The 18,118-nt window shown below is 53.8% G+C and carries 14 protein-coding genes; 6 read left to right on the top strand and 8 right to left on the bottom strand.

All coding sequences use genetic code 11. The features are described from left to right. Positions 1 to 37: 37 nt before the first annotated feature. Positions 38 to 991, top strand: coding sequence for a hypothetical protein (locus IE105_RS09150; protein WP_189497694.1), 954 nt, complete (start codon positions 38 to 40; stop codon positions 989 to 991). Beyond that, positions 988 to 2,025, top strand: coding sequence for an Mrp/NBP35 family ATP-binding protein (locus tag IE105_RS09145; RefSeq protein ID WP_189497692.1), 1,038 nt, complete (start codon positions 988 to 990; stop codon positions 2,023 to 2,025). Before IE105_RS09150 ends, IE105_RS09145 begins: the two co-directional genes overlap by 4 nt. Here IE105_RS09145 and IE105_RS09140 read toward each other — a convergent pair. Further along, positions 2,005 to 2,775, bottom strand: a complete 771-nt coding sequence (locus IE105_RS09140) for a WecB/TagA/CpsF family glycosyltransferase (protein ID WP_233354078.1) — start codon at positions 2,773 to 2,775, stop codon at positions 2,005 to 2,007. The two genes, IE105_RS09145 and IE105_RS09140, sit on opposite strands and share 21 nt — an antisense overlap. 386 nt (positions 2,776 to 3,161) lie before the next feature. Here IE105_RS09140 and IE105_RS09135 point away from each other — a divergent pair, with 386 nt between their 5' ends. Then, the gene (locus IE105_RS09135; RefSeq protein ID WP_189497690.1) at positions 3,162 to 4,574 is read left to right on the top strand and encodes a linalool dehydratase/isomerase domain-containing protein; all 1,413 of its coding nucleotides are present in this window, start codon (positions 3,162 to 3,164) and stop codon (positions 4,572 to 4,574) included. A gap of 25 nt (positions 4,575 to 4,599) precedes the next feature. On the opposite strand, the gene rcdA is transcribed toward IE105_RS09135, so the two are convergent. Then, the gene (rcdA, locus tag IE105_RS09130; protein ID WP_308429090.1) at positions 4,600 to 5,160 is read right to left on the bottom strand and encodes a protease adaptor protein RcdA; all 561 of its coding nucleotides are present in this window, start codon (positions 5,158 to 5,160) and stop codon (positions 4,600 to 4,602) included. A gap of 98 nt (positions 5,161 to 5,258) precedes the next feature. Further along, positions 5,259 to 5,450 (bottom strand): DUF1192 domain-containing protein, encoded by a 192-nt coding sequence (locus tag IE105_RS09125; protein WP_189497688.1) that lies wholly within the window; start codon positions 5,448 to 5,450, stop codon positions 5,259 to 5,261. A 166-nt stretch (positions 5,451 to 5,616) separates the two neighbouring features. On the opposite strand from IE105_RS09125, the gene IE105_RS09120 reads away from it, so the two are divergent. Then, positions 5,617 to 6,279, top strand: coding sequence for a DUF1013 domain-containing protein (locus IE105_RS09120; protein ID WP_189497686.1), 663 nt, complete (start codon positions 5,617 to 5,619; stop codon positions 6,277 to 6,279). Between the two features lie 104 nt (positions 6,280 to 6,383). Here the strand turns inward: IE105_RS09120 and IE105_RS09115 are convergent, their stop codons facing one another. Next, positions 6,384 to 7,193 (bottom strand): SDR family NAD(P)-dependent oxidoreductase, encoded by an 810-nt coding sequence (locus IE105_RS09115; protein WP_189497684.1) that lies wholly within the window; start codon positions 7,191 to 7,193, stop codon positions 6,384 to 6,386. 18 nt (positions 7,194 to 7,211) lie between these two features. Further along, positions 7,212 to 8,594, bottom strand: a complete 1,383-nt coding sequence (lpdA, locus tag IE105_RS09110) for a dihydrolipoyl dehydrogenase (RefSeq protein WP_189497682.1) — start codon at positions 8,592 to 8,594, stop codon at positions 7,212 to 7,214. 235 nt (positions 8,595 to 8,829) lie between these two features. Here lpdA and clpB point away from each other — a divergent pair, with 235 nt between their 5' ends. Further along, a complete protein-coding gene (gene clpB, locus IE105_RS09105; RefSeq protein WP_189497680.1) occupies positions 8,830 to 11,418 on the top strand; it encodes an ATP-dependent chaperone ClpB in 2,589 nt (862 codons plus the stop codon). A gap of 95 nt (positions 11,419 to 11,513) precedes the next feature. Here clpB and IE105_RS09100 read toward each other — a convergent pair whose 3' ends face one another. Together IE105_RS09100 and IE105_RS09095 are read right to left on the bottom strand one after the other, a co-directional pair. Further along, a complete protein-coding gene (locus tag IE105_RS09100; RefSeq protein ID WP_189497678.1) occupies positions 11,514 to 12,527 on the bottom strand; it encodes a DUF4282 domain-containing protein in 1,014 nt (337 codons plus the stop codon). 202 nt (positions 12,528 to 12,729) lie between these two features. Beyond that, positions 12,730 to 14,112 carry a M23 family metallopeptidase gene (locus tag IE105_RS09095; protein WP_189497676.1) on the bottom strand — a complete coding sequence of 461 codons (1,383 nt, stop codon included), beginning with the start codon at positions 14,110 to 14,112 and terminating at the stop codon, positions 12,730 to 12,732. 186 nt (positions 14,113 to 14,298) lie between these two features. On the opposite strand from IE105_RS09095, the gene IE105_RS09090 reads away from it, so the two are divergent. Then, on the top strand, positions 14,299 to 17,394 hold the full coding sequence (locus tag IE105_RS09090) for an intermembrane phospholipid transport protein YdbH family protein (RefSeq protein ID WP_189497674.1): 3,096 nt from the start codon (positions 14,299 to 14,301) through the stop codon (positions 17,392 to 17,394). Between the two features lie 26 nt (positions 17,395 to 17,420). Here IE105_RS09090 and IE105_RS09085 read toward each other — a convergent pair whose 3' ends face one another. After that, complete coding sequence (locus IE105_RS09085; protein WP_189497673.1) at positions 17,421 to 18,095, bottom strand: MBL fold metallo-hydrolase; 675 nt, start codon at positions 18,093 to 18,095, stop codon at positions 17,421 to 17,423. Positions 18,096 to 18,118 lie beyond the last annotated feature (23 nt).

Below are 18,118 nucleotides of genomic sequence, written 5' to 3'. Positions count from 1 at the left end.
CTTGCCGGGATGACTGGGCGCGGGTATGTGTTCCAAGATGAAGGCCCTCGTAACAGCTTTGATGATTGGGGTATTATCCCCCCTCACCGTGATGGCAGCAAACCCGTTAACGCCGGCGGAGCAGCCCGTGTGCCGGTCGCTGAATCATTGTCTGGAGATTGTTAAAACTCATCCTCATGACAGTTTTGATTATGCAGTGTTGGCGGCCGAATTCGCGAGATTTGGGCAAAAGGGGTATGACGCCTTAATACGAATGATCGCCAAATCGCATAAAAAGGCGGGCAACGCAGCGGACTTACTCGCCGTCAGCCAGGATTATTCGAGCATAAAAAAACTCAATTATGTCGTTGAGACAGCCCCCCTTGTCGGCGCCAAGCTCGCAAAAAGAACAGTTGAAGCCATCAGGGCTAACCTTGATTCAGTAAACCCGTTAGCCGCCTCTAAAAACGGCTCGACCGAAACCTATGATCCTAAAAGATGTCTCGATAGGATGCCGTCGTATTTACAATCACGTAAATCTGAGATGCCTTTTTTTGAACTCAACGTTGCAACGCCTAGCGCAGGTGGCGCCTACCGACCCAGCGCGCAATACCGTCTCCCCTTAACCTATGCCTCGCGCGGATGGCTACGAACGGCATTGCCAATAGAAAACGGTTGGGTTGCTGGCTATCCTGATGGTTTAGTTTTCTATGATAATCAAACAGGACAGCCTGACATTCTATTCCGTGGATGCGTCAAATCACTGCAAAGCCACCTCAATGAGAGGCGGAGCCAAGAGGTTTGGGCTAAGATAACGGTCCAAAACGGAACCACGAATATGGTTATGATTGATGAGAAGTCTGGTCAGATCGTTCAAATCATGGGCCCTCTCTTAGATGCTGAATTATCACATCAACTAGATAGATGTTCGGTTCAAGAAATAGGGCTGGTCATCACGCAGAGACCTAATGGAACACCTTCTGCAACCTGCTCCAGAAATCCTACGCCATGACCGCTTATTCCGAAGCCGCCGCCCTACGCGCCCTTGGCACAGTTCCCGATCCGCTATCCGATCGTGACATTGTATCCGCGGGGCGTCTCTCGGACCTCACCTTTGATGCGGGACGGCTCCGCGTGATCCTCGGCGTTCCGCCCGAGACGACACAAGAACAAGGGCTCACAGTGCGCGATGCGGCTGAGCAGGCATTAAGTGGATTGGCTGGCATCGACCAAGTGGCCGTGTTGCTCACGACACATAAGGCGGCCCCTGCGCTCAAGCCCGCCGCGCCCAAACGGACCGACCGTAATCCGCACCCCAATAAACGACCGGCTGGCTATCAAGGCGACGCGCATGTCACCAAGACGATTGCGATCAGTTCTGCCAAAGGCGGGGTCGGCAAATCAACCGTCACCGTCGGTTTAGCGCGCGCGCTCGCCGCGCAAGGTCAACGCGTCGGCATATTAGACGCCGATATCCACGGACCGAGCGTGCCGACCTTGCTGGGTTTAGCTGAACAACTCGGCACACGCGACGTCGAAGGCCGTCGCCTTATCGTTCCCGCAGAGGTGGACGGGCTGAAAGCGATCTCGATCGGGCTCCTCACAGGCAATGATGATCCCGTTGTCTGGCGTGGCCCCATGGTACAGGGCGCGATTGCCCGGATGTTATGGGATACAGATTGGGGCGCGCTTGATTTGCTCTTGATCGACATGCCCCCGGGCACAGGCGACCCGCAATTAGGGCTGGCGCAAGACGTTGAGCCCGACGGGGCGGTCATTGTCACCACGCCGCAAGATCTCGCGCTTTTGGACGCCCGCAAAGGCGTCTCCATGTTCGAAAAAGTGGATATTCCCGTCATCGGCTGGGTTGAAAATATGGCCGTCTTCATTTGCCCGGATTGTGGATCGGAGCACAGAATTTTTGGCGAGGGAAATCTCGACCTGCCCATACCAAAGCTGGGTAGCTTAGCCCTATCTATGGCGATGCGGGACGCGCGCGGTGGTTATGATGATCTCGCGCGGGCGCTACTTGGCACGCTTGCGTGACGTGAGCATCCATTTGGCCCAGAGCCAGAAGATCGTTGGCCCTTCGATTAAATAACGTTTCCAGAGCCGCTTCGGCTCTGAACTTAAACGGTGCAACCATTCCAACCGCGCCTTCTGCATCCAGACGGGTGCGCGTTTCACACGACCGCCGATAAAATCCAGTGACGCGCCAACACAAAGCCCGAAGCCAGCACAATCGCCGCGATCAAGACAGGCTTTGGCCACCATTTCTTGCTGCGGGCTACCGACACAGATGAAAAGGTACCGGGCCGGATGCTCGGCGACGAAACGGGCACAGGCCGCGATTTCCTCAGGTTTATTTCGTAACCCCATTGGTGGCATGTAATGATTGACCTGCGTCAAGCCATACATGGCCTTGATACGGTTCACGATTTCACGGTCAGCCCCAATCACGGTGATCGGGTCATGGACTGTGATGATGTTATCGAAAATCTGTTGCGTCAGATCAGAACCGGGAACTGCGGTCAAAGGCAAGCCGGATAGTTTTGCCATCGCTTCCAAAATACGACTGTCACACACAGATAACCAAGACGCCTCATAGAGCGGGCGGTAAACCTCAGGTTCACGCGCCAAGCGAACGAGATGATCTACATTGGGCGTCACAACATAGCGGAAACTATGGGCCGTCGTCATCCACTTCGCGCGCTGCAATGTTTGCATCGGTGTGAGAGGATCAAATATCGCTCCCATAAATTCATAAGAGCGCGGATTAACACGCCAGTCAATCATATGACTTGTCTGGCTTGCGTCTAAATGCTGTTGCGCCCTCTTATCCTGCATAAGCACGAGATCGCGGGGTTGTGCCGGTACGATATTCATTTGAGTTGCAGTCACTGGGTCAGCCCTCTCGTTGAAGGACAGCTTTATCAAACCACCGTGAAAATCGCGTTAGCATCAAGTTTAGACAGTATTTACCATGAGGTGTCCCGCGTGATGCTGTCGCCAAACAGGGATACGATAACCTAACCCGCATATTGCGGCTAAGCGGATCCTCGTGCAGTCTTTAACGAGATAAGTTTTGGCCCATCTCTGAGTATCACGGATAGAGCCAAACGCAATCGCCGGGGGTTTTCCATCTTATGCCGTCACCAACCAAAACAAAAACGGCGCGTCATTTGGCGGTAAAACTCATTCTCGTCGCCGCCTTATTCCTCTTGCTCGGTTTAATGGGGCGTTTGATTTTACCGATCGGTCTGCCCCATGCGGACGCTTATTTCGCGGATATCGAAACACGCCAGATGCAAGAGGACGAAATTGGGCAAATGACCCGTGTGCGCAAGACCTATGACCGCATGGCCAACACGGGGGATGATTTCACGGGTTGGAATACGGATATGCAGGATTTTTGGAAATATACGATTGCCTTTTCATCCTATGGCCTTCCGTCCGCCATGATTATCGATCCCGACAATCGTGACGAATATCGTCTCTTATTCGACACAATGATTTGGAAAATGAAGTCCCGAAAGGTCTGGGGCGATTTCACGGACCGTGGCTTTGGGTCTGACCCAATTTCAACGCAGAACATCATGTATAAGGGCCATCTCAATCTGATGTATGGCCTGTATCAATTGACGACGGGCGACACGCGTTATGCGCGAGAATATAGCTGGCTAACGCAGAAACTCGCCGATGAACTTCGCCTGCACCATAATGGGCAGTATGAAGGGGTGACCTGTGAACCCAACGCTTGGTATGTTGAATGTAATGCCATCGGCATGATGAGTTTGCATATTTATGATCGCCTTTACGGCACAGATTATACGGGCACGGAAGTCCAATGGACGCTCGACTTCATAATGGACAGGATGCGAGACGAAGAGACGGGCCTGTTCTACCGCTCCTATCATCCGCAGCAGGACGTGGTTGTCCGGGATATTTCCGGCTATGCCAATGCGTGGACGATGGCCTTCCTCAATCCGTTTCTCCCGGACTCTATGGCACAGACCTATAAGGCCGGCTTCAAAGATAATATGGTCATCCATTATGGTCCGACTTACGCCACGATTAAGGGCGATCTTCGGTCCGATCCGGCGCGCAATCAGGTCGCGCATCTCTTCGGGCTCTGGGCGGCAAAAGAGTTTGACGACCCGGCCTTGTTCGGAAAATTACGCAATTCGATTGACAAAATGGGAGGGCTTGGCCCCGCGCCGGAGGGGGGGGTAGCGTATAAGGACGCCAATAGTGTTTTGATGAACGGCGTCGTGCTCGCAGCGAAACTTCACGTCGGATGGGACGTCATCCTCAATCATGATTGGGGGCATGACCGCCCCACTGAAATCCCGGATACAATGGGGATGACATGGCAAGATCTCCTGCCAAACCAAATCTATTCCAGTAAAGACGGGCCGCGTCCTTTGCCCCAGTCCAGCCTGTCAGAACGACCCTGCCCAAATTGTTTTTGGGGCGATTACGAATCCGTTTTGATGAAGTCTGACAACAAAACTGAGGATATTTGCGAAGCGTCTACCGCCGACACAAAAACCTGCGGTCTCGCGACGTTAGACAGCTTAAACTTCAGGGACTGAATTCATCCCTGAAGGGATTCCAAGATTATGACTGTGCGCGTCCGAAAGCAATTTCCAGACGGTTGATCTGATCAGCGACTGTGTTGCCGGTTTGCGCCGCGATCGTACCGTAGAGCGAGCGGTCTAGCCGCATGATGCGTTCATAGATGGAATGAGAGCGGGTGCTAAGATCAAGCAAGGGAGTCGGAAGACCCGAAGCCGTCTTAGACAATTCTGTAAATGACAGACCTTCAATTGGCGGTTCTTCAGGAACTAGACGATATTTCTCAGCCCGCGCTTCGGACAAGCTCATATCGCTCTCTTTCAAGGCGCGCTGCACCAAGAGCCAGCTGGCCACCTGCATGAGACGTGTTGTCAGACGCATGCTTAGCGACGCATAAGTCAGCGCATCATCGCGGCCGAGCATTTTTGAATCGTCGCGACCCGGCCCATCCAAATAGGCCGCTGTTTCCTCAACCATATCCATGCCCTCACGGAAGGTCCGTGCGAACAGTTCAGAGCGTGTGAACTGTAGCAGACGGTCCTCTGCCTGGCTTGTCATTGTGTCGCGCTTCAAGGGCACGGCGAGCTTTCGTTCAGCGGTCATGAATCATCCCGGGGAAATCAGTGTGTAGCTTGGTGAACGAGGTTTGCAAGCCACGCGCCACTTACTCGGAAATCACTCATCGATTCGGGAATTTATGGTTAATTTTTTTTAAAGAGCTGGTCAGCAGCCTGTTTTTCCTGCGCTTTCTTCTCAAGCTCGGCCTTCAGACGGGTAATCTCTGCCCCATAGGCGTCGATCCGCGCCTCTAATTCATACAAGGATAAGCCATAAAGCCCCTCACCGAGCCGATAAGTCTCTACGTCGTGACGTTTTGGGTCGTTTTCGTCCATAATTGTGTCCTTTACTTGCCAAAGCGGCTCTAACCGCTTAGCTATCACCTTGTCGATAAGGTGAATAAGCCAAACCCGACCCGGCCCGGAGGGCGTAACCCCGCAGTGAGCGGGGTTTTTCTTTGGGCGAAACACACAGTGCGCTCGAGATTGTAGGAGAGACCTAATGACTCAGATTTTGATGCCCAAGGCAACCGCCGTATGGTTGATCGACAATTCGGCCATGAGTTTTAAACAGATTAGCGAGTTTTGTGGCCTGCACATTCTCGAAGTCGAAGCCATTGCCGATGGCGATGTCGGTCAAGGCATCCGCGGCGCAGACCCGATTGCTAATGGTCAGATCAATCGCGAAGAAATCGAAAAAGCTGAAAAAGATCAAAATTACGCGATGAAGTCGAATACATTCGACGCAGATGAATTACCGAAACCAAAGAAACGTGGCCCGCGTTACACGCCATTGTCGCGCCGCCAAGACCGTCCGGACGCCATTGCCTGGCTCGTCCGCAACCACCCGGAAGTCAGCGATCCGCAAATCAGCAAGCTCATCGGAACAACCAAGCCGACGATCAATTCTATCCGTGAACGCACGCACTGGAAAATCAATACGATCCAGCCGCAAGACCCGGTTAGCCTCGGTCTTTGCAGCCAAGTCGACCTTGATGCGATCGTGAAGGTCGCCGCTGAGAAGAAAGCGAAAGAAGACGCGAAAAACCAAGTCGAAGGTGGCGAGACGCTCAACCCCGCGCCTGCGCCTGCGCCGATCGAAGAAACGTCTAAGGCTGAACTGACGCTAGAGAACCTGTTCAAGCCCAGCAGCACCGGGTCTTAAGCAGACAACCCGCAAACAAAATTCTATCGGACAAAATTAAAGGGGCCTCACGGCCCCTTTTTTATGACTAACGTTAGATGGCCACCCGCGCCATCCGCGGCTGCCTACGCCTCCGCGAGCGGCATGGTGTAATTTAGCGCCAACCGGCCCCCATCGGCATAGATACACTGCCCGGTGATATAGCTGCTCTCTTCAGACAAGAGCCACGCCGTCACCGCGCCGATTTCATCCGGCAGTCCAGCGCGACCCATCGGGGTGCGCGACAATATCTTGTTCATCGCCGCAGGATCAGCGTTCACCTTGGCGAGCATCTCTGTCTTAATAGACCCCGGGCCAACCGCATTGACGCGAATACCATAAGGCGCGAGCTCAATCGCCATTGCGCGCGTCATCTGGCGCAAGCCGCCCTTTGACACAGTGTAGGCGAGATAGTCAGGGATCGCGACCGTATCATTGATACTGGACATATTGACGATGGCATAAGGCCGCGTATTCAAACGCGAGCGATCGTCACGGTCTTCAATTTCCTTGACCATGTGCTGCGCCACGGCGCGGCTGACGAGGAAAGGGCCGCGCAAATTCACAGCAATATTGCGGTCAAAATCCTCAATCGACATGTCCAAAGACCCGCCTTTAATGGCGATACCCGCATTATTCACGAGCCCATCGATACGGCCAAAGGAGGATAATGTTTCCGCGACAAGATTATGAACCTTCAGTGGGTCCGAGACATCAGACTCAATAAACACAGCGCGATCATTATCCGCCGCTAAATCCTTGGCGGCCCGGAATCCCGCATCTGTATCCATATCGGTCAAGACAACGCGGTGGCCGTCCTCAACAAGACGTTGTGCGCACGCAAGGCCGATGCCGCGGGCGGCCCCGGTAACAATCATAACTCGATCTGATGACATGATTTGGCTTTCTGTTCGCTAAAACTGCATCGCCCAACCTTCCACATCCATAGCGGCCTGACGGACAGCTTCGGAGAGGGTCGGATGAGCGTGACATGTACGGGCGACGTCTTCTGACGACGCCTTGAATTCCATCGCGAGACAAATCTCGTGGATCATATCGCCTGCGCCCGGCGCAATGATGTGACCACCGAGGATTTCGTCAGTTTCCGCATGAGCCAGAATTTTCGCGAGGCCATCGGTTTCGTGATTGCAGCGCGCGCGGCTGTTGGCCGTGAGCGGGAATTTACCGACTTTATAGGGGATGCCCGCGTCTTTGAGTTCGTCTTCGGTTTTCCCGACACTCGCCACTTCTGGGAATGTATAGACCACACCCGGAATTATGCCGTAGCTCACATGGCCCGATTGCCCGGCAATGATTTCAGCGACGGCCACGCCTTCTTCTTCGGCTAAATGGGCGAGCATGGGACCTTCGATGACATCGCCAACAGCATAGACTCCCTCAGCCGCTTTAAAATTATCGACTGGGATAAAGCCGCGATCCGTCGTTTTAATGCCGACCGTATCTAGGCCTACATTATCCGTGAACGGTTTACGGCCAATCGCGACGAGCACGACATCCGCTTCAAACGATTTTTCTTTCCCGCCCTTGGCAGCCTCAGATTCGATTTTCACGGTCTTGCCAGACCCGTCGACGGCCGTGACCTTGCGGCCCAGTTCAAACTTCATACCCTGTTTTTTGAAAATTCGGGCCGACGTCTTGCGAATTTCCGTGTCCATGCCGGGGAAAATCTGGTCCAGATATTCGATCACTGTGACCTCTGCGCCCAGACGACGCCAAACAGACCCCAGTTCCAAACCGATCACACCGCCGCCAATAACGACCATTGATTTAGGCACAGATTTTAGTTCCAGAGCGCCGGTCGAGGACACAACCTTCTTTTCATCAATCTTGATGAACGGCAGGGAGGCCACTTCGGACCCCGTCGCAATGACGATATTTTTCGTGCCGTAAGTCTTGCCTTCGACCTCAACTTTGCCTTTGCCGACAATTTTGCCAAAGCCGCGAATGTGATCGACTTTGTTTTTCTTGAACAAATATTCGATGCCCGCTGTGAGGCCCTCAACGACCTTATCTTTCGACGCGATCATGGCGGGCACATCGACTTTGACAGTCGCGCTCATGCCCATAGCTTCAAAGTCTTTTTCAGCTGTCTCGTAGAGCTCTGTGGCGTGCAGCAAGGCTTTAGACGGAATACATCCGACATTGAGGCAGGTCCCGCCAAGCTTTGTATGTGTCTCGATACACGCGACCTTCAGGCCGAGCTGTCCGCAGCGAATAGCGCAATTATAGCCGCCAGGGCCGCCGCCGATAATGATGACATCGTATGTGTCAGCCATGAGAAAAACTCCGAAGGAGGGTTCAAGGAATGCGCGAGGCTTTAGGCCGCCTATGGCGCAAACTCAATGGCGTGGGTCTGTTGCTATCAGGCAACAAGCGCAAGAACATTGCGTCTGTTTCAAATCCATCCCCGTCACCCCTTTTTATATTAGGACCGCATTCCTATCTCAAGTCTAACGAAGCCCGGTATCGACGTTAGCCGGGGCAGCCATAATGTCATGAGGAGACATCGCTTTGGATATTCAAGCCTATACCCAACGCGCGCGGGCCGTAATTCAGTCGTCACAGACCGAAGCGATTACGCGCGATAATCAACAACTCACCTCCAGCCACATCATGCTCGCGCTCTTGATGGAAGATGGCGGTCTGCCGCAAAAACTGATCCAAATGGCGGGCGGCCGAACGGATGTTTTGCAAACCCAGCTTGAGCGGAACTTAAACCGCCTACCCCTAGTGCAGGGCGGGTCCGGCCTGACCCTGTCCCAAGCGGCGGCCAAAACTTTCGCCAATGCAGAAAAAAGCGCTAAATCAGCAGGTGATGCGTTCGTTACCGTCGAACGGCTCTTGCTGGCCGCGGCGTTAAACGCCGATAAAGATCTTGTCTCAGCCATGGGCACCGCGTCTATTGATGTCTCACGCTTGACCGACGCTATTAAATCCGTGCGAAAGGATGACCCCGTGACAACTGATACGGCCGAAGACCAATATGACGCGCTGTCGAAATATGCGCGCGACCTAACGCAAGCGAGCCGCGACGGTAAACTTGATCCCGTCATTGGTCGCGACGAAGAAATTCGCCGCACCATTCAGGTGCTTTCGCGCCGGTCTAAGAATAACCCACTGCTTATCGGCGAACCCGGGGTCGGTAAAACGGCCATTGCCGAAGGTTTGGCCAATCGTATCGTGTCAGGCGACGTGCCCGAGTCTATCCGCGACAAAAGCCTCTTCGCGCTTGATCTGGGATCACTCGTTGCCGGTGCCAAATATCGCGGTGAATTTGAAGAACGGCTGAAAGCCGTGCTCAAAGAAGTTCAAGATTCGAATGGTCAAATTATCCTGTTCATTGATGAAATTCACCAGCTTGTCGGCGCCGGCAAGAGTGACGGCGCTATGGACGCGGCGAATTTACTCAAGCCCGCCTTAGCCCGTGGGGAGCTGCATTGCGTCGGCGCGACCACTTTGGATGAATATCGAAAACATTTGGAAAAGGACGCGGCTCTAGCGCGGCGCTTCCTCACCATATTTGTCTCTGAGCCCACGGTTGAGGATACAATTTCGATTTTGCGCGGCCTGAAGGAGAAGTACGAAGTTCACCACGGCATTCGCATTTCTGATGCGTCTATCGTGGCCGCGGCAAAACTCTCTGACCGCTACATCACCGACCGTTTCCTGCCGGACAAAGCCATCGACCTCATGGACGAGGCCGCGTCGCGGTTGCGCATGCAGGTCGATAGTAAGCCGGAAGCGCTGGATGAAATTGACCGCCGCATCGTGCAGTTAAGAATCGAAGTTGAAGCGCTCAAGCGCGAGAAGGACGACGCGTCGAAAGAGCGTTTAAAGAAACGCACGGCTGAAATTAAAGAACTGGCTGCGCAAAGCGATACGATGACTACGGCCTGGGAATCCGAAAAAAGCAAACTGGCATCCGCCACCGACATAAAAGAACAGTTAGAACACGCCCGGTTTGAATTGTCCGACGCCGTTCGCAAAGGCGATTATGAAACCGCAGGACGCTTACAGCATGTCGACATCCCGAAACTGGAAGCTCAGGAATACGTGCTTGAAAACGCGGATGTCGATGTGATGGACACGGAAACAGTGACTGCTGAGACGATTGCGGCTGTCGTGTCACGTTGGACCGGTGTTCCGGTTGAAAAGATGCTCGAAGGCGAACGTGACAAGCTGATGGATATGGAAAACTTGTTGGGCACACGTGTTGTCGGACAAGAAACTGCCGTCAAAGCCGTCGCAGACGCGGTGCGGCGCGCCCGAGCTGGCTTACGTGATCCGCAACGCCCGATTGGGTCGTTCATGTTCCTCGGCCCGACAGGCGTCGGGAAAACAGAGCTGACGAAAGCCTTGGCTGAGTTTCTCTTCGATGATGACCAAGCGATCACGCGGATCGATATGTCTGAATATATGGAGAAACACAGCGTCTCGCGCTTGATCGGCGCACCGCCGGGATATGTCGGTTATGATGAGGGTGGCGCACTGACCGAAGCGATCCGCCGCAGACCTTATCAAGTCGTCCTGTTTGACGAGATCGAAAAGGCGCATCCAGACGTGTTCAACGTCCTCCTGCAAGTCCTTGACGATGGGCGCCTTACGGATGGTCAGGGTCGAACCGTCAATTTCCGCAATACGCTCATCATCATGACGTCGAATATTGGCGCGCAGCATTTGCTCAATCTTGCTGACGGTGAGTTCGTGCAAAAGGCGAAAGTCGGTGTGATGGCAGATGTTGCCGCACATTTCCGGCCCGAATTCTTGAACCGGATTGACGAAATCCTCCTGTTCGAGCGGCTCAAGCCTGAACATATGGGCGCGATTGTCGACATTCAGATGAAGCGACTCCAAGGCTGGTTGCGCGACAAACAGATCACCATCGAGCTGACTGATGCCGCAAGAGAGCATCTAGGTCAGGCGGGATATGATCCAAGCTATGGTGCCAGACCGCTCAAACGTGTGATTCAAAAACAAGTGCAAGATGAATTGGCGCGGGAATTATTGGCCGGACGCATTCATGACGGCGACACGATCAAGATCGATGCCGCTGGTGGAAAAATCCGGGTCAGTGTGCTGAGTTCTCTCGCAGGAAAATAACCCGTTTCAGTGTCCGGCACTGACTAAACACATAAAACCCGGCCTTATGGGCCGGGTTATATCGTCGTAATAAATCTGATGGAAGATCAGTTATCTTAAGTTTTAGGACCGGGCTTTTTGCGCGGAGTGCCGTCCTTCTTAAGCAAATTACCGTCCGCATCGCGCTTCACTTTTGTCCCGGGCTTCGGCCCTCGCTTGCGAGTGGTTGACGAGCTGGCAGCTCCCGCAGGCTTCGCTTTATTCTTCGACCCTTTTGGCCGACCGCGCCGCGCTATTAGCGGCTCGCCCGTGACAGGGTCCAGTTTAGGGGCTGGCTTAGCCGCGGCTGATTTCGTTTTATTGGTTGAGCCCTTTGGACGACCACGACCGCGTTTAATCGGCTCGCCCGTCACAGGATCAAGCTTAGGGGCTGGTTTAGCCGCAGTTGATTTCGTTTTATTCGTCGAACCTTTGGGACGACCCCGACCGCGTTTGATCGGCTCGCCCGTCACAGGGTCTAATTTGGGCGCAGGCTTCGTCGCGGGCCTTTTGGCTGCAGCAGATTTGGCTTTACTGGTCGACCCCTTTGGACGGCCCCGACCCCGCTTGATAGCTTGCCCGTCAATCGCAGAGGGTTCCAAGACCTTCACAGGTGTCGGCTCGTCAGTTGACTTTGGGACTGAGCCCTTGCCCATAACCTCGTTCGTGTGCGCGGTCTTAGATGCTTCAATTGATTTTGCTGAGGTTGCTGAGATCGCTTTATCGGTCGCGGTCTTGGTCATTTCCCGCGTTCTTGATGCGGCTAATTCGGCGGCCTTGCGGGCTTCGCCAACAGGATCAATATCGGCGAGTTCCCCTTTTCCACCATCCGGCGAAAGATTGTCATTTATGCGGAAAATCGCAACGAAAATTTCGGACACAATCCGGATCGTAATTAAGACCAGCAAGATCTCCGCAAAAATCCCAACAAAAGCGATGACCTTCGCTAGAAGGCCCAGCGAAATAGCGTCGAGTATTTCTGCAGAATAAGCCAACGCCATGACGATTAGCGCGAGCCAAAAGAACGGAACGATAAGTTTTTCTTTGAATAGTTTTTCAAAAGAGAAAAAGAAATTGATGAGGTTTTTCATGTCTAAAGCCAATTTGGGGGCAAAGTGAATTACTGCCTTCTAACTCACACGACATTTAACCCGCAAGCGGATTGATCTGTAGACTCAACCTGAAGGTTAATAAAATTTTCTCGCACGCAATTTCAAATAAGCAAAGCAGTCAATTGTCGTAAAAGAAATAGTTCAGCCCTGCCTAAGGCTGATTATTTCCACCCGCGAAGGACTAGCCCGGAATTTCAGCCGATAGAACAGCCATGGCTTGCTCTGGCTCAATAACCGTTGAGCCGGCCCGCATCGCTTCAATTTGATCCCGACGTGTCTCAAAGATTGGCATTTGTGTTGACGATAGCGGCTTGCCAGAGAGTTGGCTCAGACGGCGTGGGTTAATTTTCTTGCCATTATGAATGACTTCATAGTGCAAATGCGGCCCTGTGGATCGGCCTGTTGTCCCAACATAGCCAATGACTTGATCCTGACGCACGCGCGCCCCCGATTTTATTCCGCCGGCAAAACCCTTCATGTGCGCATACGCTGTCTGGTAGCCGTCAGAATGGCGAATACGGACGTAATTGCCAAAGCTGCCATACCGATTGGCCCGTTCGATTGTGCCGGACCCGGCGGCCAAAATCGGGGTGCCGCGTGGCGCCGCGAAATCGACACCACTATGCATTTTACGATATCCCAGAATAGGGTGTTTTCGGCTCCCGTAGGACGAACTCAATCGGGCCCCATTAATTGGGGTTGCGCGCAATTTCCGTTTTGCCGTTTGACCGCTTGCATCGTAGAAATTCTCTTGACCTTCACTGTCTTCAAACAGCCAGTAATCCATCGTTTTTCCGCGCGGAGAAAAGGAGGTGTAAAGCAGGTCGCCCGCTTTTACGATGTTGCCCGTATGATCACGAGCGACTTCGAAGAATAATTCAAATTCATCGCCGGGTTGAATATCGCGTTGGAAATCGACCGAATATTCATAAATATTCGCAAATTGCGCGACAACTTTGTCGGGCGCACCCAGGCGTGTCGCATCAACATAGAGTGAATTTTCAATGGTGGCGCGAACTGACAAGGTCTCATACCGGAATTCAGCGGCGACACCGCGCGCGCTCCAGTCATCCCCCTTACGCGAGACGAAAATCGTTTTCTCGGCTGACGGACGGAAGGTCACATCGGAAACAACGCCGTTTTCAACATGGAGATTAAAGGTTTGTCCGGCGCGCAATCGGCGGGGTGAAAATTCTTCTGAAAAAGCTTGCACGAAACGGTGCGCGTCAGATCCACTCATCCCTTCACGTTGCAGCATCGGCCCCAAATTATCACCGGGCTTCAGTGTGACGTCGTGTTGCACGCGAATCGGCGCCGCAAATTCATCGGCCAGCGCCATATCAAAGCGGGACAGATCATGCGCGGGCGTCAATGTAATGAGTTCCGCGACTTCAACGGATTGTTCGGGCGCCGCACCGTGCGGCAAAGCCATCATCGCAATCAGGACCAAAGCGCCACCAGCCGCGAGGGCTTTAAGCTTGTTGCGAGCCGGAATACGGGTTGAACTATAATCGGCATAGGCGCGAGCGCGAACCGAGAGAGCATTTTTCAAGGTATTATTCATTGAATCGGGTCGTCCTTGATCAACATTAGTGGCGCGAATGTCTCTATTCGGTGCTGCGTGGCCCCCACTGTGCCTACCGCCCGTTGGTAAATTGTTAACCGTCGCAAACATCTCCGTCACCTTACAGCTTTTTTATAGTCAGCTTTTCTATGGTGAGGCTGCTCCGTCCCGCGTAAGCGTCGTGACATGAGGCTATCGCCCAAATCAACGACCAAGCGCAGCCCACTCCAGTGGGTCATGCGAATTATGGCTTGGATTACATTCACTGTCCTGCTGGCCATTGCCCTGGCTGCTGCCTGGGCTTGGTCGAACCGGTATGAATTGATCGAACGCCAAGCGATCACATATTTCGACTCCCTCGGTATCCAAGCGGATCTTAAAATTCGGTCTGCCAATGGGAAGACTGCCGACATTCGCAACATTAGCCTTGCCTATGACGGACAATCCTTCCTTACGGTTAATCGCCTGCAAGCCGCATACCAATGGCGCGACCTGTTACATGGAAAAGTTGAGCGGCTCGATTTCACCGGGTTAGAGGCGACCATTACGGTCGATGAAACCGGAGCGATCATAGATGGTTGGCGACCGCCTGCTAGCGGCGGCGCATCGGCGTTTCCCACAAGAGGCATTGGTCTCACAGACGGCTCTATTGTGCTGAAAACACCTTATGGTGAAATCCCGATCAAAGGCGATGCCGAGGTTGCAAGTCCCGACAAGTTCACTGTCGATGGTCTTCTAGAGCCGTTTACGCTGGCACGCGACGAGATGCGTCTGAGCGCCGACGGTCCGTTTTCCGTCACAGGCCATCCAGAATCCTATTCCGTCTCCCTCCCCTCAACGCGACTCACGTTTGTTCAACCCTCAGGACGCTTAAGCGACACGCGGCTGGCTTTGGACGTCACACTTCAAAAAGACACAGGCGTCGTCACAGGGACCGCAAAAATCCAAGGCGGATCATTTGACACACGTGCGGGAATAATAGGGAAGGTCACACACCTGAATATTGATGGACGCTGGGACGGCGCAGAATTCAGGGCAACCGGAGAGACTGATCTCACGGGCGTTTCATTGACTGACGCGGCACGCCGCAAAGACTTGGCGCGCACACTCAGCCTCGCCGGTGCCCTGTCCGAAGTTCCCGTCGCGATGAATTTCGCCCCAAGTCTCGTCGACCCGATCCGTGACCTTCTGGCCGGATCCGATATCTCCACATCGCTGTCTGTCCTGATCTCGGACTCGCAGAGACGGCTAGACCTGCTGCGGCCCATGACAGTGAAAACAAATCGCACGCAAGCCATTATCAGCCCCGTTTACGCCGAACCCCTTTATCAGCATACAATCGGGCGCGCAGACTACGTAATCGCGATGCAAGCGTCCCTATCACGCCCTACTCCTTTGACCCTCGACCCGTTACGGATGAGCATTCGGTCGACCACGGGATTGAGTATCGACGGAATTGCGAGCGCGACAGGTCGATTAAAAACGCGCTCTAACTGGCGCACTCAAACACAAAATCAGCGCCCTGCCCGGCTCAGCCCTCTCTCAGTTGGGTTTGACTATGTCGCGCCGATTAACGCGCCGTCGCGCCTTATCCTGCGCGGCGCAGCCGACTATGATGGGGATATACCGGGTGGATATGCGCAAGGCTTAATTGCGGGCGGCACATTAACGGCCCACCTGTCAGACACCCGTACGAAAGTCGATTTTACCCCCGATAGGCGGCTGAAAATTGCGCGCCTAGAAACGACGTCTGAATGGACTGTTGAAGATTTTGAAGGGGAGCTCAAACCTGCGTCACCCCTATATGATCGCACAGGGACGGACCGTGCCGCCGTACGCACGGCTCTGATCGATGCCCGTCTAACGGCCCGCCGTCCCGCTACGGATTTAGTCGAGGCCGCCGCCTTAGACTTACAATTCGCCAAGGCAGATGTGGCAGGCGATATCAGGCTGAACACGCAAGACTGGGCCATCGGCTTTTCCGATTTGGCTTTACAGTCCGAAACGTTCCCGGTCGCCGGGACTGATTTGGTCCTGCCGCGCGGAGACCTGGACGTCGGATTATCCAATAATGGCCGCACGACTTTTGCGCTGAGCACACCGTCATCCACACTCACCACCCCGGCTTATGCTGTGCGAGACATGGCGATTGAGGCGGAAGGCACGGCGGAGCAATATTCGCTGAATTACGAAAACGGACGCGTCAAAGTTTTGACGCAAGGGCTCAGTTCATTTCCCATCCCCGTTCTGCCCGTGTCAGGAACACTCCTTTTCGACGCGGGTCAATTTACAGGCACGGCGCAAACATCATTACCGCGCGCGCCCAATACGCCCATTGATGTCAATTTCCGTATGATGGAAGGTCAGGGCGACGCAGATATTCAAATACGCGGATTGCAATTCCAACCCGGCGCGCTGCAGCCGCAAGATCTCGTCCCCACTCTTCGCGGTAAAGTCGCACAAGTTGATGGCGGCATTAATGCTGATCTACACGTCCTGTTCGGCACAGATACCGCGCCGTCAGGGACCGGAACATTTGAAATCGTCAATATGTCGCTCGGAACAGCGCCCGGTCCAATCACAGGCCTATCGGGGGTGGTCGAACTGACGTCGCTCTTCCCTGTCGTCACAGCGCCTGATCAACGGCTTACGATCGAAACATTTGACCCCGGTTTTCCCCTACAAAACGGGGAAGTGACTTATGCGCTCGTCTCTGAAGGCGTCGCAATATCGCGAGCTATTTTCCCGCTTGGCGAGGGGCAAGTCTCATTCGATCCCTTCACATGGATTTACGGCGCACCGGAAAACCGCATAACCTTACGTGTCAGCGAGGTCGAAGTCGGTGATTTCCTCAAAGGTGTGGGGAATGGCAGGTTGAGCATTTCCGGTGCCTTGGAAGGCACAATCCCCGTTGTCGTGCGCGGGATTGATGTTTTGGTTGAAAAAGGCCGGCTTGAGGTCAAAAACGGCGGCGTTATCCGCTATCAAGGGAAAGACGTCGTGGACGCCATCCCTAATGAATTTGCGGCCAAAGCCATCGAAGCCCTCAAAAACTTCAATTATGATGCGCTCTTTATGGAAATTAACGGTCCGCTCGACGGAGAGATCAGTCTTGGCCTCCAATTTACGGGGGCCAACCCAGAAGTTCTCTATAACATCCCGTTCCAATTCAACGTCACAGTCGACGGGGAATTGTTCAATATTGCGCGCAGCTTGAACCCGAACGGTTTGCAACAACGGGTTCTTACGTCGGTCAAAAACACCCAGTCAGCGCAAGAATGATTATCGAGGCTTAGCCCAGACAGCCCTTAGCCCGGACCGGACGTGTTCGGGCCAAGGCTCGCGCCTTCCCCGACAAAAGGGTTCGTCCGGCGTTCTTGCCCAAACGTGCTCATATTTCCGTGACCCGGCACAAAGCGCATGGCGTCGCCGAGCGGGAAAAGCTTGGTCTTGATACTCTCGATTAGTTGCGCATGATTGCCCTTAGGAAAGTCCGTCCGTCCAATTGATCCTTGGAACAGCACATCGCCGACAAAGGCAATCTTCATCGCTTGATTATGGATAACGACATGGCCGGGCGTGTGACCGGGCGTATGCGCGACATCAAACGTAATACCGCCGAGTTCCAGCGTATCGCCGTCCTCTAAATATCGATCTGGGACCACGGCGCGGCCCATCCCCGGGTGGCCATATTGCGCCCATTGATCGCTAATGCCATCCATCCAGAATTGGTCATCCTTATGCGGGCCGATCACCGGCACGCCGAGCTCTTCGCGTAATTGATCCGCCCCGCCCGCGTGATCCAAATGACCGTGTGTGAGCCAAATTTCTTTGAGCGTCACCCCGAGCTCACTCAGCGTCGCCTTGAGGCGGTCCGCTTCCCCGCCCGGATCGACAAATATGCCTTCCATCGTGTCAGTATCATAAAGCAGCGAGCAATTTTGCTGAAACGGGGTGACGGGAATGATTTTAAGGTCGAGCATGCCGCCTCTGTCGTGCGCAAAGG

It is taken from the genome of Algimonas arctica, assembly GCF_014652695.1.
In the GTDB taxonomy this organism is placed as follows: Bacteria; Pseudomonadota; Alphaproteobacteria; order Caulobacterales; family Maricaulaceae; genus Litorimonas; species Litorimonas arctica.
Note: the sequence above shows the minus strand (reverse complement) of the source record. Positions and strands in the feature narration are given on the sequence as shown.

Bases quoted from the DNA above. Each gene is read 5' to 3' on its own strand.
- IE105_RS09150 (WP_189497694.1), top strand. From the start codon at position 38: ATGAAGGCCCTCGTAACAGCTTTGATGATTGGGGTATTATCCCCCCTC.
- IE105_RS09145 (WP_189497692.1), top strand. From the start codon at position 988: ATGACCGCTTATTCCGAAGCCGCCGCCCTACGCGCCCTTGGCACAGTT.
- IE105_RS09140 (WP_233354078.1), bottom strand. From the start codon at position 2,775: ATGATTGACTGGCGTGTTAATCCGCGCTCTTATGAATTTATGGGAGCG.
- rcdA (WP_308429090.1), bottom strand. From the start codon at position 5,160: ATGACCGCTGAACGAAAGCTCGCCGTGCCCTTGAAGCGCGACACAATG.
- IE105_RS09125 (WP_189497688.1), bottom strand. From the start codon at position 5,450: ATGGACGAAAACGACCCAAAACGTCACGACGTAGAGACTTATCGGCTC.
- IE105_RS09120 (WP_189497686.1), top strand. From the start codon at position 5,617: ATGACTCAGATTTTGATGCCCAAGGCAACCGCCGTATGGTTGATCGAC.
- IE105_RS09115 (WP_189497684.1), bottom strand. From the start codon at position 7,193: ATGTCATCAGATCGAGTTATGATTGTTACCGGGGCCGCCCGCGGCATC.
- lpdA (WP_189497682.1), bottom strand. From the start codon at position 8,594: ATGGCTGACACATACGATGTCATCATTATCGGCGGCGGCCCTGGCGGC.
- IE105_RS09100 (WP_189497678.1), bottom strand. From the start codon at position 12,527: ATGAAAAACCTCATCAATTTCTTTTTCTCTTTTGAAAAACTATTCAAA.
- IE105_RS09095 (WP_189497676.1), bottom strand. From the start codon at position 14,112: ATGAATAATACCTTGAAAAATGCTCTCTCGGTTCGCGCTCGCGCCTAT.
- IE105_RS09090 (WP_189497674.1), top strand. From the start codon at position 14,299: ATGAGGCTATCGCCCAAATCAACGACCAAGCGCAGCCCACTCCAGTGG.
- IE105_RS09085 (WP_189497673.1), bottom strand. From the start codon at position 18,095: ATGCTCGACCTTAAAATCATTCCCGTCACCCCGTTTCAGCAAAATTGC.